The 19,015-nt window shown below is 61.0% G+C and carries 18 protein-coding genes; 8 read left to right on the forward strand and 10 right to left on the reverse strand.

From position 1 onward, the window contains the following. Nucleotide 1: 1 nt before the first annotated feature. Genes IMCC20628_RS03270 through IMCC20628_RS03280 form a run of 3 tightly spaced genes read right to left on the reverse strand, consistent with a single transcriptional unit; the run spans nucleotide 2 to nucleotide 4,744 of the window. Nucleotides 2-2,812 (reverse strand): DUF4159 domain-containing protein, encoded by a 2,811-nt coding sequence (locus IMCC20628_RS03270; protein WP_047029020.1) that lies wholly within the window; start codon nucleotides 2,810-2,812, stop codon nucleotides 2-4. Beyond that, nucleotides 2,809-3,726 (reverse strand): DUF58 domain-containing protein, encoded by a 918-nt coding sequence (locus IMCC20628_RS03275; RefSeq protein ID WP_047032216.1) that lies wholly within the window; start codon nucleotides 3,724-3,726, stop codon nucleotides 2,809-2,811. The genes IMCC20628_RS03270 and IMCC20628_RS03275 overlap by 4 nt, the downstream gene beginning before the upstream one ends. Before the next feature lie 4 nt (nucleotides 3,727-3,730). Beyond that, entirely contained in the window at nucleotides 3,731-4,744 is a 1,014-nt protein-coding gene (locus IMCC20628_RS03280) for a MoxR family ATPase (RefSeq protein WP_047029021.1), read from the reverse strand. Nucleotides 4,745-4,859: 115 nt separating this feature from the next. Here IMCC20628_RS03280 and IMCC20628_RS03285 point away from each other — a divergent pair, with 115 nt between their 5' ends. The 4 genes from IMCC20628_RS03285 (at nucleotide 4,860) to IMCC20628_RS03300 (ending at nucleotide 8,115) form a co-directional block, all read left to right on the forward strand. Continuing rightward, complete coding sequence (locus IMCC20628_RS03285) at nucleotides 4,860-5,480, forward strand: DUF1285 domain-containing protein (RefSeq protein WP_047029022.1); 621 nt, start codon at nucleotides 4,860-4,862, stop codon at nucleotides 5,478-5,480. Next, nucleotides 5,477-6,136: a CoA pyrophosphatase gene (locus tag IMCC20628_RS03290; protein WP_047029023.1), complete on the forward strand. Its 660-nt coding sequence runs from the start codon at nucleotides 5,477-5,479 to the stop codon at nucleotides 6,134-6,136. The genes IMCC20628_RS03285 and IMCC20628_RS03290 overlap by 4 nt, the downstream gene beginning before the upstream one ends. Continuing rightward, nucleotides 6,133-7,383: a CCA tRNA nucleotidyltransferase gene (locus tag IMCC20628_RS03295; RefSeq protein ID WP_047029024.1), complete on the forward strand. Its 1,251-nt coding sequence runs from the start codon at nucleotides 6,133-6,135 to the stop codon at nucleotides 7,381-7,383. The genes IMCC20628_RS03290 and IMCC20628_RS03295 overlap by 4 nt, the downstream gene beginning before the upstream one ends. 276 nt (nucleotides 7,384-7,659) lie before the next feature. Further along, a complete protein-coding gene (locus tag IMCC20628_RS03300; protein ID WP_047032217.1) occupies nucleotides 7,660-8,115 on the forward strand; it encodes a hypothetical protein in 456 nt (151 codons plus the stop codon). 27 nt (nucleotides 8,116-8,142) lie between these two features. Here the strand turns inward: IMCC20628_RS03300 and IMCC20628_RS03305 are convergent, their stop codons facing one another. Next, nucleotides 8,143-8,328 carry a DUF1059 domain-containing protein gene (locus IMCC20628_RS03305; RefSeq protein ID WP_047029025.1) on the reverse strand — a complete coding sequence of 62 codons (186 nt, stop codon included), beginning with the start codon at nucleotides 8,326-8,328 and terminating at the stop codon, nucleotides 8,143-8,145. Nucleotides 8,329-8,571: 243 nt separating this feature from the next. Between IMCC20628_RS03305 and IMCC20628_RS03310 the strand changes: the two genes are divergently transcribed. Further along, on the forward strand, nucleotides 8,572-9,363 hold the full coding sequence (locus IMCC20628_RS03310; protein WP_047029026.1) for an inositol monophosphatase family protein: 792 nt from the start codon (nucleotides 8,572-8,574) through the stop codon (nucleotides 9,361-9,363). Here the strand turns inward: IMCC20628_RS03310 and IMCC20628_RS03315 are convergent. The 4 genes from IMCC20628_RS03315 to hemF form a co-directional block, all read right to left on the reverse strand. Further along, nucleotides 9,350-10,426, reverse strand: coding sequence for an ABC transporter ATP-binding protein (locus IMCC20628_RS03315; protein ID WP_047029027.1), 1,077 nt, complete (start codon nucleotides 10,424-10,426; stop codon nucleotides 9,350-9,352). The genes IMCC20628_RS03310 and IMCC20628_RS03315 overlap by 14 nt on opposite strands. A 1-nt stretch (nucleotide 10,427) precedes the next feature. Further along, nucleotides 10,428-12,641, reverse strand: a complete 2,214-nt coding sequence (locus IMCC20628_RS03320) for an iron ABC transporter permease (protein ID WP_245307870.1) — start codon at nucleotides 12,639-12,641, stop codon at nucleotides 10,428-10,430. A gap of 32 nt (nucleotides 12,642-12,673) precedes the next feature. After that, nucleotides 12,674-13,699 (reverse strand): ABC transporter substrate-binding protein, encoded by a 1,026-nt coding sequence (locus IMCC20628_RS03325; RefSeq protein ID WP_047029029.1) that lies wholly within the window; start codon nucleotides 13,697-13,699, stop codon nucleotides 12,674-12,676. A 318-nt stretch (nucleotides 13,700-14,017) separates the two neighbouring features. Beyond that, on the reverse strand, nucleotides 14,018-14,929 hold the full coding sequence (hemF, locus tag IMCC20628_RS03330) for an oxygen-dependent coproporphyrinogen oxidase (protein ID WP_047029030.1): 912 nt from the start codon (nucleotides 14,927-14,929) through the stop codon (nucleotides 14,018-14,020). Nucleotides 14,930-15,074: 145 nt separating this feature from the next. Between hemF and IMCC20628_RS03335 the strand changes: the two genes are divergently transcribed. Continuing rightward, the gene (locus IMCC20628_RS03335) at nucleotides 15,075-15,344 is read left to right on the forward strand and encodes a hypothetical protein (RefSeq protein ID WP_047029031.1); all 270 of its coding nucleotides are present in this window, start codon (nucleotides 15,075-15,077) and stop codon (nucleotides 15,342-15,344) included. Nucleotides 15,345-15,381: 37 nt separating this feature from the next. On the opposite strand, the gene soxR is transcribed toward IMCC20628_RS03335, so the two are convergent. Next, a complete protein-coding gene (soxR, locus tag IMCC20628_RS03340) occupies nucleotides 15,382-15,855 on the reverse strand; it encodes a redox-sensitive transcriptional activator SoxR (RefSeq protein ID WP_197078383.1) in 474 nt (157 codons plus the stop codon). A gap of 91 nt (nucleotides 15,856-15,946) precedes the next feature. On the opposite strand from soxR, the gene IMCC20628_RS03345 reads away from it, so the two are divergent. Next, nucleotides 15,947-16,330 carry a VOC family protein gene (locus IMCC20628_RS03345; RefSeq protein ID WP_047029032.1) on the forward strand — a complete coding sequence of 128 codons (384 nt, stop codon included), beginning with the start codon at nucleotides 15,947-15,949 and terminating at the stop codon, nucleotides 16,328-16,330. Nucleotides 16,331-16,342: 12 nt separating this feature from the next. Here IMCC20628_RS03345 and IMCC20628_RS03350 read toward each other — a convergent pair whose 3' ends face one another. Further along, a complete protein-coding gene (locus tag IMCC20628_RS03350; RefSeq protein WP_047029033.1) occupies nucleotides 16,343-16,810 on the reverse strand; it encodes a tRNA (cytidine(34)-2'-O)-methyltransferase in 468 nt (155 codons plus the stop codon). A gap of 342 nt (nucleotides 16,811-17,152) precedes the next feature. Here IMCC20628_RS03350 and IMCC20628_RS03355 point away from each other — a divergent pair, with 342 nt between their 5' ends. Beyond that, the gene (locus IMCC20628_RS03355) at nucleotides 17,153-19,003 is read left to right on the forward strand and encodes an ABC transporter ATP-binding protein (protein ID WP_047029034.1); all 1,851 of its coding nucleotides are present in this window, start codon (nucleotides 17,153-17,155) and stop codon (nucleotides 19,001-19,003) included. Nucleotides 19,004-19,015: the final 12 nt, after the last annotated feature.

Consider the following 19,015-nt stretch of genomic DNA (forward strand, 5'->3'; position numbering starts at 1 on the left):
ATCATTGTCCCAACCGTTCAAGCAGTGCCGGAATGTGGACCTGATCGGCTTTGTAATTGCCGGTCAGCATGTACATGACGATGTTGACGCCAGCGCGGTAGGCATATTCGCGCTGCCATGGGTCGGCCGGCACTGTCGAAAACATCGGATAGCCGCCGTCGTCGATGGCCCAGGCGGCTGCCATGTCGTTGCCGGTGATCAGGATCGACGAAACGCCATCACCGCTGCGGGCCGGGCGTTCCGCAGGATTGTCGGAATCAGGCGTTGCCTCCACCCACAAGGGTCCGTCGGCATAGCGGCCGGGGAAGGTGTCGAGCAGAAAGAACGATTTGGTCAGAACATGGTCGGAGGGAACCGGCTCGAGCGGTGGAATGTCGAGATTGGCGAGAATCTGCTGCAGTTTCTGCGTCAACAAGCTCGATCCGCCGCCGAGATCAATGATCCGGTCGCGGGTGTCAAACAGCACCGTGCCGCCGCTCTTCATATAGGCGTCGATGCGGCTGATGGCGGCGGGCGTCGGAAGCGCTGCATCCTCGCTCATCGGCCAGTAGATCAGCGGGTAGAGCGCCAGTTGATCAGTCTCGATGTCGACGCCGATGGCGGTGCCGGGCTCAAGTGCGGTGCGGCTGGAGAGGTAGCGCGACAAGCTGTCGAGACCATAGCGACTTGTGGTGTCGGCCTCTTCGTCACCGGTGATCACATAGGCAAGACGGGTCTCGTCGAGGCTTTCGAGCAATTGCGCGTCGCCGGGTTGAGCATCCTGGGCGCGGGCGCTGCCGGGGGCTGAGACCAGCAACAAGGAAACGCCGACTGCGAACAGAAACGCTGCGGCTGCCTGTGCCGGACGCATACCCTTGCGGCGGAATGCGCCGTTGAGCAGCAACACAATCAGCGTATCGATCAGCAAGGCCAGCAAGGCGGCGCCAAACAGCCATGGTCTGAAATCAACCGCGCTGTCGCGGCCGAGAGATACGCGGGTAACCGGGACCTCGAATTCAGGAATATTTATCGCGGCAAGGGTGTCGTCCTGGCCAAACAGATTGAGCGCCACGAAGCCATCCTCCGCGCCATACAGGCCGGGCGGGTTGTCGCCACTCACTTTGGCAACGGCACCGGCAGTGAGATCGAGTGGCTTGGCATCGCCGCTTGCCGGTATCAAAGTGCCATTAGCGTCAAGCAGGCGCCAGGGCGGCGGAATGCCCGACCCGGTTTCGCCACCACCGGCAACAGCGCGCGACAACTGCACCACGCGGCGCAACATGTCAACGAAATGGCCCGATATCGGCAGGTTGGACCAACCGGCCTCGGCGGTGACGTGAAACAGCACGATGCGGCCGGCGCCACGCTCGGCGGCGGTGACCAGCGGGGTGCCGTCGGCGAGGCTTGTCCAGGTGCGTGCCGCCAGATCGGCGGAGGGTTCGGCCAGCACCTGACGGCTGACCGTGACATCGCGCGGCGTCGGCAGCCCGGCAAACGGGGAAGTGGCGGGATAATCGGCCAGCGATTGCGGCTCGATCCAGGACAGGGCGCCGCCCAGTTCACGTTCGCCCTTGCGCAACAGCACCGGCGATAGCGGATCATCGGCAGGCGCTGCCGCCAACCGTGGTCCGGCGAAGCGAATCAGCGTTCCGCCGCTTTCGATCCAGTCATTGAGCGGCTTGCTGACATCGTCGGGAAGCACGCCGATATCGGCCATGACCATGACGGCCGGCGCCTGGGCCAGGAGTTTGGGGATCGCCGCGGACATGTCGGCGCTGTCGGCCTCGATCAGGTCGGCATAGGGCGAAAGCGCGCGGTTGATATAGTAAAGCGGCGAGAGCAGCGGCTGGGCGACGTCTGCGGCTTCGCCCGACACCAGTGCCACCCGGCGGCGGCGGAAACTGTCATCGAGCAGCCGCACCGATCCGGCGGTGTCGATGCCGGTCACATCCAGCCGGGCAATGTCATTGCGGATTTCGAACGGGGCGGAGATTGTCGCCGTGGCCTCATTGTCGCCTGCCTCGAAACTGAGCGTGCCCGAGGAAATCTCCCGGCCCTTGCTGTCGCGGGCGGTCAGCCGGTGATTTTCAGTTGCAGATGGGTCGAGACGGCTGGCCGAGATACTAAGCGCATCGGCGCCATTGTCTGCATGGGTGAGGGCGAGCGCCTGGGCGTTGTCGGCACCAATAATGCGGATCGCTGCCGGTTCGAGCATGGCAAGCTGATTGAGAGCTTCGGTGGCGTCATCGGTGTCGATGCCATCGGTGAGAAAAGCGACGGTGCCGGGGCGGGTCTGGCCAAGGGCTGCGATCAAGGCGGACATCGCATCACCACGCTCGGGCAGCAACGGCCGGGGCTTGGCGGCGCGCAACTGCTCGCGGGCGCGCTCGAAGGTGCCCGGCGTGGCGTCATGGCGGCGATCGGCGGTGAAGACGATCGACACCGGGATATCGAGGTCTTCGGCTTCGCTGATCAGGATGTTGGCGGCCTCGGTGCGTGTGTCCCAGTCGGGCGCGCTGGCCCAGCCATTGTCGATGATCAAGGCCAGCGGACCGTCAACCGACAGCGCCTTGTCGCGCGGATTGAGCACAGGTTCGGCCAGCGCCAGAATCACCAGCGCGGCAATCAGCAGTCGGAGTGCGGTGAGCCACCAGGGGCTGCGCGATGGGGTTTCCTCATTCTTGAGCACAAGCGCGAGAATGGCCAGCGGCGCGAAGGGTTCAGCTTGCGGGCGCGGCGGGGTCAGCCGCAACAGCCACCAGATTACCGGCAAGGCCAAGAGCCCGAGCAGGATTGCCGGCGCGCCAAAGGCGATGGGCAGACCGGCGATCATGCGGTGATCTTCTTTTGCGCGGTGGGGATGCCGGAGAGATGCACATGCGCAGAGGCGAGCGCTTCAGACGCCAGCCGGTCGGTACTGTGGGCGAGATAGCTCCAGCCCAAACGCCGAACGCCTTGCGCCAGTGTTTCGCGGCGGGCCAGCCAGGCGCGGCGGTAATCGGCGGCAATGGTCTCGGCACGCCCGGCGACAAGCTTGGCGCCGGTCTCGGGATCGCGGAATTCGGTGCGACCGGCATAGGGGAAGGTTTCCTCGGCCGGGTCAGAAATCTCGATGGCATGGCCGCGGATGCCGCGCCGTGCCGCCGGTCCGATGCAGCGGTCAAGTGCTGTGTCGGGATCGAGAAAATCACCGATCAGCACGACATCGCTCATCCGCCCGACCTGGCTGAGATCAGGCAGGCCTGTTTGCGCCGGCGCATGCGACAAGGCCAGCGCCAGACGCTCGGCGGCGTTGCGCGAGGAGACCGGATCCATGACGCCGGGACAGCCAATGCGTTCTCCGGAGCGCGACAGCACTTCGGCCAGCGCCAGCATCAGCACCAGCGCACGGCTTTCCTTGGCGACCGGCGCCGCATCGGACTGGTAGAGCATGGAGGGCGACTGATCGGCCCACAGCCAGATGGTGTGGGCGGCTTCCCATTCGCGGTCGCGGACATAGAGATGATCGTCGCGGGCTGACCTGCGCCAATCAATGTTCGACAGCGATTCGCCGTCGACATAGGGGCGGAACTGCCAGAAGGTTTCGCCGATGCCGCGTTTGCGCCGGCCGTGCCAGCCGGCGATCACGGTGTTGGCGACGCGCCGGGCTTCGGCCAGACAATCGGGCAGCAGGGCTGCGCGCTGGCGTGCACGAGCCAGCGCATCAAGCCGCAGTGTCGGCTGGGTCAGGTGGCCGATCGGGGCCATCAGATCACCCGGCTTTCGGGGTGACAAGCCCGGCGATGACATCGCGGATGCCGATGCCTTCGGCGCGGGCGGCAAAGGTCAGCGCCATGCGGTGCTGCAGGATCGGCTCGGCCAGCGCGCGGACATCGTCAATCGATGGCGCCAGCCGGCCATCATAAAGCGCGCGAGCACGGGCACAAAGCATCAGCGCCTGACCGGCGCGCGGGCCGGGGCCCCAGGACACGGTTTCGTCGACGCGTGCGTTGCCATGACCGGGACGGGCGGCGCGCACGAGTTCGAGAATGGCGTCGACCACCGATTCGGGCACCGGCATCTGCCGGATCAGCATCTGGATCGCGGCGAGGCGTTCCATGGTTATGGCCGGCCTGGCAATAGATTCCTCGGCGCCGGTGGTTTCAAGCAGGATCTGCCGTTCCGCCGCCATTTCCGGGTAGGGCACGTCGACCTGCATCAGGAAGCGGTCAAGCTGGGCTTCGGGAAGCGGGTAGGTGCCTTCCTGTTCCAGCGGGTTCTGGGTGGCCAGCACATGGAAGGGACGCGGCAGATCATGCGGTGCGCCGGCGACGGTGACATGATATTCCTGCATCGCCTGCAGCAGCGCCGACTGGGTGCGCGGCGAGGCGCGGTTGATTTCATCGGCCATCAGAAGCTGGGTGAACACCGGGCCCGGCACAAAGCGGAACGAGCGCCGTCCGGTCTCGTCCTGATCCATGACTTCGGAGCCCAGAATATCCGATGGCATCAGGTCAGGGGTGAACTGGATGCGGTTGGTGCTCAGCCCCAGCACGGTGCCAAGCGTGGCGACAAGCTTGGTCTTGGCAAGCCCGGGAACACCGACGAGCAGGGCGTGGCCGCCGGACAAAACCGCAAGCAGGGTCTGTTCGACGACTTTCTCCTGACCAAAGATGACTTTCGACACCGCCTGTCTGACAGCGGAGATATCCGCAAGTGCGTGCTCTGCGGCCGCGATTGCGGCTTTCGCGTCAATTGGCTGTGTGACAGTGTCGATACGTCCCATGGAATTCTCCGCGCGTTCCTGTTCGAAGCTGCCAAACAGCTTATTCTACCCTGAAAGGCTGACAAGAGCAGTTCGGTTGACTATCTGATACCTATACTCATAGCTGGACAGGACAATGGCAAAAACAAGGACTACCGAGAAAACAGATGCCGCCGGTCTGGCGGCGCTGATTTCGCGCGCCCAGGGCGACCGCAATGCCGGCAAGGATGGCTTGCCGCCGGTTGAGCACTGGAATCCGCCCTATTGCGGCGATATCGACATGGAAATCCGTGCTGACGGCACCTGGTTCTATATGGGGACACCCATCGGTCGACCGGCGCTGGTACGGCTTTTTTCCACGGTTTTGCGCGGTGACGAGGACGGCAAGATCTATCTGGTCACGCCTGTGGAAAAGATCGGGATCCGTGTCATTGACGCCCCATTCCTGGCCGTCGAGATGACGGTTGCCGAGGAAGAGGATGGTCAGGTGCTGATATTCCGCACCAATGTCGGCGATGTGGTGCGTGCCGGGCCGGACAATCCGCTGCGATTCGTCACCACCGGCGATACCGACCAGCTCAAGCCCTATCTCATGGTGCGCGGCCGGCTTGAAGCCCTGGTCAACCGGGCTGTGACCTACGACCTTCTGGCGCTCGGCGAGGAAGCCGTGATTGACGGTGAAAACATGTTCGTCATCCGCTCGGCCGGTGCGGTGTTCCCGGTGATGCCGATGGCAAAGCTAGAGGCGCAGCTTTGACCGGTGCGACTTCCGACTTTCCGTTGAGGTTTGATGCGCAAGATTTTCGCCGGCGTGCCCATGGTCACGATCCGGAGCGGGCTTTCGGGCTCGAGCCGGCGCATCTCGGCCATGGTGATCACGTGCTGAATCCGACACTGGTCTCCAGTCTCGCCGGCGTCAAACTGCGCGATGCGGCAGTGTTGGTTCCTGTGACCGATGCCGGAACTCTCTCCCAGGTGATCCTGACGCGGCGCACGACGACGATGCGCAAGCATTCGGGCCAGGTGGCGTTCCCCGGCGGCGCCATTGATCCCGAGGACGGCAGCCCAGAAATTGCCGCCATGCGCGAGGCTGAAGAGGAAATCGGGCTTGATCGGCAATTCGTTGAACCGATCGGGCGGCTTCCGGTTTACATGACCACAACCGGATTCCGGATTACGCCGGTGCTGGCAGTGGTGCGGCCCGGTTATACCATCACCCCGAACCCGGACGAAGTTGATGCGGTGTTTGAAACGCCGCTGTCCTTCCTGATGGATCCTGCCAACCACAAGCGCGAAAGCCGCGTCTGGGATGGTATCGAACGGCATTATTTCGCCATGCCCTTTGGGCCACACCGTATCTGGGGTGTGACCGCCGGGATCATTCGCACCATGTATGAAAGACTTTACGCATGAGCCTTGCAGCAAGCGTCGCCGACCAATCCTGGTTCAAAGATCCGGCACTTGCGCGGATTTTCGAACTGCTCAATGCGGACGGTGAAGAAGTGCGGGTGGTTGGCGGCGCGGTGCGCAATGCGCTGATGGAACTGCCGGTCTCCGATACCGATCTTGCGACAACCTGGGCCCCGGATCAGGTGATGGCGCGGGCAAAGGCGGCCAGCATCCGGGCGGTGCCGACAGGTATTGATCATGGCACCGTGACGCTGGTGATCGATGGCCGCGGCTTTGAAATCACCACGCTGCGCCATGATGCGGAGACCGATGGAAGGCGCGCCAAGGTGAGTTTCGGACGCGACTGGCAGGTTGATGCCGAGCGGCGGGATTTCACCATCAACGCGCTGTACGCCGACCGGACCGGCGCCATCATTGACCTTGTTGGCGGGCTGGACGATATCGAGACCCGCACAGTGCGCTTCATCGGCAATGCGGATGACCGCATCGCGGAGGATCATCTGCGAATCCTGCGCTATTTCCGGTTTTTTGCCCATTACGGCAGCGGCCGTCCCGACGCGGCTGCGCTGAAGGCCTGCGCCAGGGCGCGCGACAGCCTCGCCAAGCTCTCGGCCGAGCGGGTCTGGAAAGAGCTCAAGACTCTGCTCAAGGCCCGCGATCCGGGGCGGGCGCTGTTGTGGATGCGCCAGGCAGGCGTGCTGACCGCCGTGCTGCCCGAAAGCGAGAAATGGGGCATTGATTCAATCGGCGGGCTTGTTGCCACAGAAGCAGCGCTGGATTGGGCTCCCGATCCAATGCTGCGGTTGATGGCGATTGTGCCACCGGATACGGAACGGATGCGCGAGCTCTCGTCGCGGCTCAAGATGTCGCGCGTCGAGGCTGACCGGCTGGGCAAATGGGCCGGAGCGCCGGCTATCCAGCCAACGCTGGCGATCACCGCGCTGGACCGACTTTTGTACCGTCACGGGGCAGAGCCGATGGCGGACCGGATCCGGTTGTCGCTGGTGTCTGCGCGGACCCGCGCTGATACCGACACATCCGCGCTCACCGATGCCGCCGGCCACAGTCGCCATCTAACCCGGGCCCTGAGTTGGGAGAGACCACAGTTTCCGGTCGCAGGCGCCGACCTGATAGCCAAGGGTATTTCGCCCGGTCCGGATATGGGCGTGCAACTGGCGGCGCTGGAAGAGCGCTGGATCGACAGCAATTTCACGCTCGACAAAGCCACGTTGCTGGCCGAGATCGGTTGATCTGAAGCTGGTTCAATATCAGCAGCTTTGTGCCGTTTTTCATGTTTGCTGACAGATTGCTCGCAGCCGGTAATCGTTTCGCGACACTGCGCGCGCGTGAGGCAATCCAAGCGTATTGTTAACTTTGCTTTGATATCGATAGCTGTGTGGGTGGGCGCTTGAAGCGGTAGCCCATACGGGTGCGCAAGGGACGCTTTGTCCTATCAGAATTCCGCATTTTACAGTCCGGAATTTTGGCTCCGGCATCCGGTGCTCTTGTATGAACAGGACTGGAAGATGATTCTGGGTCAAAGCATGTTCGAAGTCGTTCTGGATCGCCTGGGCAAAGACAGGGCGGATGCTCTGCAATCGAGCTCTTCGGCCTGGAACCGGATACGTGGTCTCAATGCGAGCTTCGTCGGTGCTGGTTGCGAGCCGGCACGCTGGAGAGACAGCGAACAGCCCAATATCGCCGCTTCCGCCTATAATGATGACGTGCTTGCACCACCGCCAAAGCCTGCTTTTGATGCTTCGCAGTTCAAGCGGCTGAGCCCTGAGGACGTGGCAAAAGATATCCAATTGCTGCCCTCGGACAATCCGACCGAGTTGCATCTGAAACGGCGGAATTTTGCGCGCTTGAATCATCCCGACCGGGTGCCGGAAGAATGGCGGGACGCGGCCACGACCCGCATGAAGATCGCCAATCGGCTGATTGACGACGCGCTGGCGTTGGTGGCTTTAACCCAAGCCTGAGCCGCATTCCCGCACGGTTGCTCTTTATCAGGCGGCGTCTTGCTCGTCGCTGATGTGCGCCTTGATCTGCTCAACGGTGGATGGCCGAATGGTTGTTTCGCCGTGGGTCTGGCGCAGATGGTCCACCGTGCGTGCGACGATGTCCGCTTCGTTGTCCGACCGGGTGTGCCATTCGCAACCGGGGACGATAGTTCCGCATTGGAAGGTCTTCATGGCTATCTCCTCTTTTCAAAGCCAATACCAGAAACCCGCCTTTGCCGGCGCACCGGTCGACGGAACGAAAGCATAGCACAAATCGAGCATTTTGGCACCGGACGGCGAGATGCGTGACATCAAACCGCATGTTTGGGCCGATGAGCTGAACCCTTGGCCGGTTTGCGGATTTAACGGGCTGGCCAGAAAGGTGTGCTTGGATTAGCATCCCGGCATCAAATCCATGACAAGCAGGAATAGCCCGTGCAGGACCAAGACAGACTGGACTTCGCCGTTGAGCTTGCCCGCAAGGCCGGCGCCTTCGCCAAGCACCATTTTCAGGCAATCGATGCTCTGGTGATTGAAAGCAAGGGGCATCAGGACCTGGTTTCCAACGCCGACAAGGACACCGAAACCCTGATCAGGGCAGCGCTTGCAGAGCATTACCCGGATGATGGCATCGTCGGTGAGGAACATGGCCGCAAGCACGGCTCAAGCGGCTATGACTGGGTGATCGATCCCATCGACGGCACCGCCAATTTTGTTCGCGGGATACCGCAATGGTGCGTGGCCATTGCCTGCGCCAAGGCGGGCGAAGCGGTGATCGGCGTGATTTTCGAACCATCATCGGATGAAATGTTCACGGCCTCTAAGGGCGGTGGTGCCTTTGTCAACGGAAAGCCGCTGCGGGCTGTTCAAACCGATGACATTGGCCAGGGATCGATCGGGATCGGCTTTTCCGGCCGCGCTCCGGCAATGGCGGCAGCAACAGCAGTCGCCATGGTGATCGAGCGCGGTGGCGTGTTTTTCCGCAATGCCTCGGGCGCGTTGATGCTGGCCTATGTCGCCGCAGGGCGTTTGCTTGGCTACATCGAAGAACACATGAACTCCTGGGATTGCGTCGCCGGGTTGCTGATGATCGAGGAAGCCGGCGGGACAATCGTCAAACCCGACCCTACAACGAGCCTTGACCACGGCACCGTGGTGATCGCGGGAGGTGCGAACATGTTCGACGAGATCAAGTCGATCGCCGAGACGAGCTTCAGCCAGAAATAAGCACCGTGCCGCGCTCGGGGAAATGCAGGGCGATATCGTCGCCGACGGCGAAGGGTGCGTCGACATCATTGCAGACGGCAAATACCGGGCCGATGGCGGTTTCGGCAAAACACTCGAGATGCCGCCCGACATAGGTGACCTTGGTCAGCCGCGCCGGAAGTGCATTTGCCGTTCCGGCCTTGACCAGTTCAAGGCGGCCGGGCCGGATGGCAAGCTTTGCAGCTCCCGGCTTCATGCCGCGTGAAGGCAGGTCGAGGCGGACCGGACCCAGAACTGTCGTCGCCTTGTCATTGGCAACGCTTTCGATTTCGCAATCAAGCAGATTGGCCTCACCGATGAAATCGGCGACGAAGCCGTTGATCGGCGCGTCATAGAGATCGCGTGGCGTGCCTTCCTGGGCGATCACCGCATTGTTCATGACGATGATCCGGTCCGAGACCGCCAGCGCCTCTTCCTGGTCATGGGTAACATAGACCACGGTGAGCCCGAGCTTGGTCTGGATGTCGCGAATATCTTCGCGCACCTGGCGGCGCAGCTTGGCGTCGAGATTGGACAGCGGTTCGTCAAACAACAGCACCTGCGGCTCCAGAACCAGCGCCCGGGCGACGGCCACCCGCTGTTGCTGGCCGCCCGAGAGCTGGCTGGGCAGTCGTGCGCCGAAATCCTGCAATCCAACAAGTTGCAAGCCTGCCATCGCCCGCTCGCCGACTTCCTTCTTGGGGAAGCCTGAGAATTTGAGCCCGTATTCGACGTTTTCGCGCACGCTCATATGCGGAAACAGGGCATAGGACTGGAACACCATCGACACGTCGCGGTCGGTGGCGGGAAGTTTGGTGACATCCTCTCCGCCAATCAGGATCTGGCCTGACGAGACCATTTCCAGCCCGGCGATCATGCGCAAGGTGGTGGTCTTGCCGCAACCCGAGGGGCCGAGCAGCGTCACCAGTTTTCCCTGTTCGACGGTCAGCGAAATACTGTCCACCGCCGCCACCTTGGCATTGGGGTAGATTTTGGTGACATCGCGGAATTCCACTGATGCGGCGTTGCTGCCTATGACGCTCAACTTATCCGCCTCCCACAATTGCTATTGGTTTGGTTGCGTGGCCTGTGCCACGACGACCGATGTTGCGGCTGCCGACGATCAGTTGCATGGCGCCGATGACGGCCAGCATGACGAAGATCAGCGCCGTGGCATAGGCAATGGCGATGCCATATTCATTGTTTTCGACACGGCCGACGATGTAACTGGTCGACAGATTGTAGCGGGCGCTGACGAGGAAAATGACCGCGCTGATGGCGGTCATGGCGCGCACGAAGGAATAGACCAAAGCTGCGAGGATGGCCGGGCGCAGCAGCGGCAGGATGATGCGGATGAAGGTCTGAAACGAATTGGCGCCCAGCGTCAGCGAGGATTCATCCAGGCTCTTGTCGAGCTGTGACATCGAGGCCACCCCGGCGCGCACGCCCACCGGCATGTTGCGGAAGATGAAGGACAGGATCAGGATCAGTGCGGTGCCGGTCAGTTCTATCGGCGGCAGGTTGAAGGCGATGACATAGGCCACGCCGATCACGGTTCCGGGAATGGCGAATGACAACATGGTGCCGAATTCGAAGGCGTTCTTGCCGGCAAAGCGCTGGCGCGCCAGCAGATAGGCGGTGAGCAGGCCGAGCATGGCGGTCAGCGGGGCCGACACCAGGGCAATCCAGATCGTCGTCCAGAACGAGGCCCAGGCCGAGCCTTTCAGGTGCAGGCCAAATTCGTTCCAGCCGATGGCAAAGGCCTGGATGTAGTGATCGAAGGTCAGCGAGGTGTCGACGCCCCACAGCTTGACGAAACTGCCGTAAAAGATCGTCGCATAGACCACCACCGTGACAAGGATCCAGAATGTTGCCAGCGCGGTAATGACGATGGTCAGGCCGCGGGGCAGCGGAGGGTGGACGCCGGCGTCACCCTTGCCGGCGACCGTGGTGTAGGATTTCTTGCCGAGCCAGAAGCGCTGGGCGTAAAAGGCGCTGAGCGTGAAGATCAGCAGCACGATGGCGAGGATGGCTGCCTGCGACTGGTCATATTGGGCGCCGACGATGGCGAAGAAGATCTCGGTCGACAACACATCGTAATTGCCGCCAAGCACCAGCGGATTGCCGAAATCAGCCATGCTTTCGATAAAGCCAAGCAGGAAGGCATTGGCAAGCCCTGGCCGCATCAATGGCAGCGATACGGTCCAGAAGGTTTGCCACTTGTTGGCGCGCAGGGTTTGCGCTGCCTCTTCCATCGACGGGCTGACGCCTTCGACGACGCCGATCAGTACCAGAAAGGCAATCGGCGTGAAGGCCAGTGTCTGGGCGATCATCAGGCCGGGCAGGCCATAGACCCAGCGCGTTGCCTGGACATCAAACAGCCAGGAGAAGCCCTGGGTGACGACGCCGGAAAGGCCGAACAGCAGGATAATGGCGAGGCCAATAACGAAGGGCGGGGTGATTACCGGCAACACCGTCAAGGCGCGGAGCACGCGCTGGAAACGGACATTGGTCCGGGTGGCGATCAGCGCAAAGACCAGTCCGAGCGCTGTGGTGATGAAGCCGATGACGACGGCGAGAAACAGCGAGTTCCAGGCCACGCCGCAGCGGGTTCCGCTGGTCACGCAACCGAGACTCCATATCCGGTCGGAAAACAGTTTGGCGAGGAACGTGGAAAGCGAATAGCTGCCTTCCTCGGTCAGCAGCGCGCTGGCCAGCATCTGCGCGATCGGCACGAAGATGAACAGTCCGACGACGGCGATGATGAAACCGATGCTGCTGACGACAAAGACATCGCCGCCGACCGCGCCGCGGGCCGCGATACCCAATGCGAGCAGGAACAGGAAGGCGCCCGCCACCAGCATGGCGCCATAGCCCATGCCGAACTGGCGGTCGTCAAGCGGGCCGAAAGCCTCGGTCATCCAGGCGAAACGCCAGCCGCGCAGGCCAACGCCATAGCCCTGGGCAAAGAACCAGAACAGCCCGAAGGCGCCGATGGCGATGAGAAGCCAGCCGAACAGCGGATCCTGTTTCTGCCTGCGCCACAGCAGCAGCGGCAATAAAAGTGGAAGCGCCAGCGGTGCCAGCCAGGTTTTCTCTCCCTGGGCGACGAGAAACAGAGCCGGCGCAAATTCCGCATCGAAGGGATAGCCGTCGAACAGCCAGGAAAACGAGAAGAAATTGTCCTGAAGTCCATACCACGGCAGGACTGCATAGCCGACCCACCCGACCGCCATCCAGAGGACAACGGCCGGGTGCAACTTCGCGGTTTCCTGCCTGACCCGCACGCCGGTTACTGAGGCAGTACCGAGACTTCGTCATCCCACTTTTTCAGCAGGCGCTTGCGCTCGTCGGACGAGCCATACTTCTCGAAATCATAATCGATCAGCTTGATGGTCGACAGATCCGGCGCCAGTTCCGATTGTGTTGCCGATTTGTTGGACGGCACCTGGAATGATTTGACGTCCTTGGCGCGTGACTGAACTTCTGCGCTCAGGGCCCAGTCATAGAACTTGCGGGCGGAGTCCGGATTACGGCCGCCGGCAATGATCGACATCGAACCTATTTCATAGCCGGTGCCTTCGCAGGGTGCGACGGTGACAATCGGGAAGCCGCTGGCCGATTGGGACACAGCATCATGCATGAAAACAATGCCGATGGTGTTCTCGCCCAGGCCTGCTGCCTTGATCGGCGCCGAACCCGACTTGGTGTACTGATTGATGTTCTTGTGCAGGTCCTTCATGAACTGGAACCCGTCCTCTTCGCCGAACAGCTGCACCATGGTGGCAAGCGTCGTGTAGGCGGTGCCGGACGAATTCGGGTTCGCCATCTGAACATGGCCCTTGTATTCAGGCTTGGTCAAATCCTTCCAGCAGGCCGGAACCGGCAGGTTGTTTTTCTCCAGAAGATCCTTGTTGTAGCCAAAGCCAAGCGCGCCGGAATAAATCCCGATGGTCTTGTTGCCGGCTGATTCCGCCTGGCGGATGGCCCAGTCGTTGAGCTGGTCACGCATCGGCGACATGTATTCCTCGGTCATGCCTTCATTTGCGGCCTGCAAATGCGGGTCACCGGTTCCGCCCCACCAGATGTCGCCCTTCGGATTTGAAGATTCCGCCTTGATCTGGGCAAAGGTTTCGCCGGAGCTTTTGCGGGTCATGTCGACCCGAATACCGGTTTCTTCCTCAAATCCCCGGGCCATCAACTGGCACCAGGTCTCGTCAGCGGAGCAATACAGAGTGAGATTGTCAGCGAGCGCAACACCGGACCCAAGTACGGTTGACGCGGCGAGCGCAAAACCCGCCAGAAGCGATAGTTTCATGGTTTTCCTCCCTTAAGTCAGGCTGCAAGCGGCCCGACGAAAGGGAAGTGTGTCTTGTCATCGCCGTGCTGACAAGTGAATTGTTGCCATTTTATGACATGTCAAATCATTGATACTACAGCGTCTACCTGCGTAAAATTGATTTTATGCAGCAAACTTTCAGGTATTCGATGTGCCGTGCAATTATATGTTGCAGGTCCGCTCCAACTCTTTTGCCTCAACTGCGAGGCGTGTCCTGTGCACTGCAAAACGACTGTTTGCGCCGCAATAGAGAGCTGACCTGTCATGTGCTGCCGGGGGCGGGAGCCCTGCTGCTCTCTACGGGTACATCACCACCGGCGGCAGCGACGACAGGATCGAGGTGACATTGCCGCCGGTCTTCAGGCCGAAAATGGTGCCGCGGTCATAGAGCAGGTTGAACTCGACATAGCGGCCGCGGCGGATCAGTTGCTCGCGGCGTTCCTCGGTCGTCCAGGATTTGTCGAAATTGGCGCGAACGATCTTCGGGTAGACCACGTTGAAGGCGCGACCGACATCTTGGGTGAAGGCGAAATCCGCGGCCCAGCCACCATCCTCGTCACTGCTGTGCTGCCAGTCGTAGAAAATGCCACCAATGCCGCGCGCCTCGTCGCGGTGCGGCAGGAAGAAATACTCGTCGCACCACTCCTTGTATTTCGGGTAGTCGGCGACCGCATGGCGATCACAGGCAATTTGCATCGCCCGGTGGAACAACCGCGTATCGGGGTCGGTCTGGGTGCGGCGATTGTCGAGAACCGGGGTGAGGTCGGCACCGCCGCCAAACCAGTGGCTGGTCGTCACCACCATGCGGGTGTTCATGTGCACGGTGGGCAGATGCGGATTGGTCGGGTGGGCGATCAGCGAAATGCCCGAGGCCCAGAATCGCGGATCTTCCTCGGCGCCGGGGATCTGCTTGCGGAATTCGGGTGAGAATTCGCCGTGAACCGTCGAGGTGTGGGCGCCGGCTTTTTCAAACAGCCGGCCCTTGAGGATCGACATGGTGCCGCCGCCGCCCGCACCCTCGTCGCGCTGCCAGGGTGTTTTCTCGAAGCGGCCCGGTTCGCCATCTGCCTGCGGCATGTCGACTTCGTCTTCAAGCGTTTCGAATGTGGCGCAGATCTGGTCGCGCAACTGCTCGAACCACTGACGTGCTTTGGTCTTCTTGTCCTCGATGTCATCGGGCAGGCCGACCGGCAGGATTGGGCGTTCCATGTGATGTCCTCGTCTTAACTATTGGCGTGTCATAGCAGCACCGCCGGAAGGATGTAACTGCACCTTTTAGGGGTATGCAATGATGCCGCAGGGGACTCGCAGCATGAAAGATTTTGCGTTAGAATTGATCCAGCAAGGAAGGAAGATGAGCAAATTTCCACCCCGCCGTCCGCCACTTGATGGCCTGCGCCGTGAAATCGCCCGGTCGCGCAGCGAGAAATCTGCTGGCAGACCCGGCGGCTTTGTTCGCAAAACGTACCGTCTCACCCGTGGCGAGGCACGCGAAAAAGCACAGGAATGGTTTTCCAACTGGCCGAAAGCCGCCTACTGGACCGAAGTGGAAAGCTGGCGGGCGCTGCCGGGCGAGGGCGATACCATCGAATTCACCATGCGCCGCCTGCCGACCGCTGACTGAGTCGAAAGCGGCTGGCCTGCTGTCGTAAGGACCTGCCTCAGGCCTCTTCAGCGTCAACAGATTTCTGCACCACCAGCCGGGGTCCGGTTCCGGTCTTTTTCGCGCGGTCGTCCGGGTTGTAGAGCTTGCAGGCATCGAGCGACAGGCAGCCGCAGCCGATACAGCCGTCGAGGCGATCGCGCAGCCGCTCCAGCATGCCGATGCGGGCGTCGAGATGGGCGCGAAATCCTTTGCTGATCTTTTCCCAGTCGCGTTTGGTGGGCGTTCGCTCCAGCGGCAATTGCCTGAGCTGGACGCGGATGTCCTCGAGCGTAAATCCCAGTTGCTGGGCAATCAGGATGAACGACAGCCGCCTGATGTCGGAGCGGAGAAACATCCGCTTGCCGCCCGGCGTTCGCCGCGCCGCGACCAGCCCCTCATCGTCATAATAGCGGATGGCCGAAACGGCGAGCCCGGTGCGGCTGGCCACTTCCCCGATGGAGAGCAGACCCTTTGCGGCAGCGATGGACATCAGTGAAAAAACCTCTTGAGCTCAAGTTCACTTGAGAAAGTAACATGGCTTTCATCACAGGCAACCGCCCATGAGTTGAAGGAGCAGAACCATGTCCCAATCCACCCTCGAACACGTCAATTTCACCGTCGCCGACGCGCCTGCCACAGCCAAATGGCTGTGCGATGTGTTTGGCTGGAAGATCCGCTGGCAGGGGCCGGCGCTTGGTGATGGCCTGTCCATCCATGTAGGGACAAATGTGGATTATCTGGCGATCTACACCCCCAAGACGGTGCGCGCCCGCCACGAAATCCAGAAAGACCGGGTTGGCAGCCTCAATCACGTTGGTATCGTGGTTGATGATCTCGATACGGTCGAGGCAAAGGTCAAGGCGCTGGGCTATGCCACCCACAGCCACGCCGATTACGAACCAGGCCGTCGGTTCTATTTCGACGACGAGAACGGCATCGAGTTCGAAGTTGTCCACTATGACTGATGCGTTATGCGCCTACAGCCCGAAACGGCGGGTGATCTCGCCGGCGATGATGGCAACGCTCATCGCAAGGTTTAGGCTGCGCCGTCCTTCGGCCATCGGAATGGTCAGCCGCGCGTCGGCTGCGTGGTGGACCTTGGGCGGTACGCCGGCACTCTCGCGGCCGAACAGCACCACGTCCTGGGCGGTAATGGTCTGGTCGCTGTCATCGGTATAGGGCGTGGCCGATTGAGTGGTCATCAGCACCAGGCGGCGCTTCTCGGTTGCGCGCCAGATCTCGAACTCCTCCCAGCCATCATGGCGGGTCAATGCCGCCATTTCGATATAATCCATCCCGGCGCGCTTGAGCGAGCGGTCGGTCATGTCGAAGCCGGCCGGGCCGATGATGTGGATGCCGAGGCCGAAACAGGCGCCGAGCCGCAAGATGGCGCCGGTGTTGCCGGGAATGTCGGGCTGGTAGAGTGCAATGAGAGGTTTGGTCATGGTGGCAGTTTCTGTGTTTATTTTGTCACAAATTCAAGCAAGGATAGCGTCATATCGACAGAAACCGGCTGCGACAAACTGGCGGAGTTGTGGAAACTGGTCTAAACGGGGCTATCTTTAACGCGAACCTGACGGAGGCCGTAATGCGCATCATTTATATCAGCTTCCTGCCGGTGGCCTGAGCCACCTCCCAAACGGCTTTATCGCGGTTTCAGTTTCCAATTTCAGCTTCCGTGCCCTGCTTGATGGGCGATAAGCGCCATCGCGTGACCTTTGCCTTCACTACGGTTTTGCCGGTGCGCTGCACATGCGAGACATGCGGTTATATTCAAGGAGACATCCATGTTTGGATGGTTTGAACGTCGACTAAATCCCTATCCTGAGGCAGTGCCTTCCGCGCCGCCCGAAGGGCTTGTGGCATTTTGCTGGCACTATTCGCGTGATGCGGCGCCGTGGCTGATTGCCATGGGCATTCTGACCGCGCTGATTTCGATCGGCGAAGTGATGCTGTTCGGGTTTCTGGGTTCGATTGTCGACTGGCTTGCCAACTCCGACCCGCAAGGCTTTCTGGAACGCGAATCGGGCCGTCTGGTGCTGATGGGCGCGATTGTGCTTGTCGCCCTTCCGGTCACGGTGGTTCTGCATTCGCTGATTATCCACCAGACGTTGCTGGGCAATTATCCGATGATCGCGCGCTGGCAGATGCATCGCTATCTGCTGCGCCAGAGCCTGAGCTTCTTTTCCGACGAATTTGCCGGCCGGGTTGCCACCAAGGTGATGCAGACTTCGCTGTCGATTCGTGAAGCGGTGATGAAGCTGCTGGACGTGTTCGTCTATGTGCTGGTCTATTTCATTGCCATGATCGGCATGGTGGCGAGCGCCGAGTGGCGGCTGGTTTTGCCTTTGTTGTTCTGGATTGCGATATATGTCGGCCTGATCGTGCATTTCGTGCCGAAGCTGAAGCGAATCTCGACGGATCAGGCTGATGCGCGCTCGGCGATGACCGGCCGGGTGGTCGACAGCTATACCAACATCTCGACGGTCAAACTGTTTTCGCATGCCGGTCGGGAAGAGACCTATGCGCAGGAAAGCATGGATATGTTCCTGCAGACCGTTCACCGGCAAATGCGCCAGGTGACGCTGTTCCAGTCGCTGATCTATTTCAACAATTCGGTTCTGGTGTTCGTCGTCTCGGCGATGTCGATCGGCTTCTGGTTGAACGGCATTGTGTCGGTCGGCGCCATTGCCGTCGTCATCGGGCTTTCGCTCAGAATAAACGGCATGTCGCAGTGGATCATGTGGGAGGTGTCTGGCTTCTTCGAGAATATCGGCGTGGTTCAGGACGGCATGGGCATGATGATAAAGCCGCAAGACGTCGTCGACCGGCCCGGTGCGGGTGCGATTGTCGCCAAAAAGGGCGGCCTTGAGTTCGAAAATGTCCGCTTTCATTATGGCAAGCAGAGTGGGGTGATCGAAAACCTCTCGCTGTCGATCAAGCCAGGGGAGAAGATAGGCCTTGTCGGCCGCTCCGGCGCGGGCAAGACGACGCTCGTCAATCTTTTGCTCAGATTTTACAATCTCGAGTCCGGGCGGGTGCTGATTGATGGCCAGGACATTTCGCAGGTGAGCCAGGACAGCCTGCGCGGGCAGGTCGGCATGGTCAGTCAGGATACGTCGCTGCTGCATCGTTCCGTCCGTGCCAACATCGCCTATGGCCGTCCGGAAGCGACAGAAGCCGAAATCATCGAGGCGGCGCGCAAGGCCAATGCGCTGGATTTCATCGACGGGCTGGAAGATCTTGCCGGGCGTACCGGACTGGATGCCCATGTCGGTGAACGCGGCGTCAAGCTTTCCGGCGGACAGCGCCAGCGAATAGCCATCGCACGGGTGTTCTTGAAGGATGCGCCGATCCTGGTGCTCGACGAGGCTACTTCGGCGCTTGATTCGGAGGTTGAAGCCGCAATTCAGGAAAACCTGTTCGCGCTGATGGAGAACAAGACCGTGATTGCCATCGCGCACCGCCTGTCGACCATCGCAGAAATGGACCGGCTGGTGGTGCTGGACGGGGGCGAGATTGTCGAAACCGGCATTCATGACGACCTGATCAGGTCAGGTGGCATTTATGCCGATTTGTGGTCGCGGCAATCGGGCGGCTTCATCGATGTGGATGCTGATGTAACGGCTGCGGAGTAGAGGGTTGATGGC

Origin of the sequence: Hoeflea sp. IMCC20628 (genome assembly GCF_001011155.1) — a bacterium.
Lineage (GTDB): Bacteria > Pseudomonadota > Alphaproteobacteria > Rhizobiales > Rhizobiaceae > Hoeflea.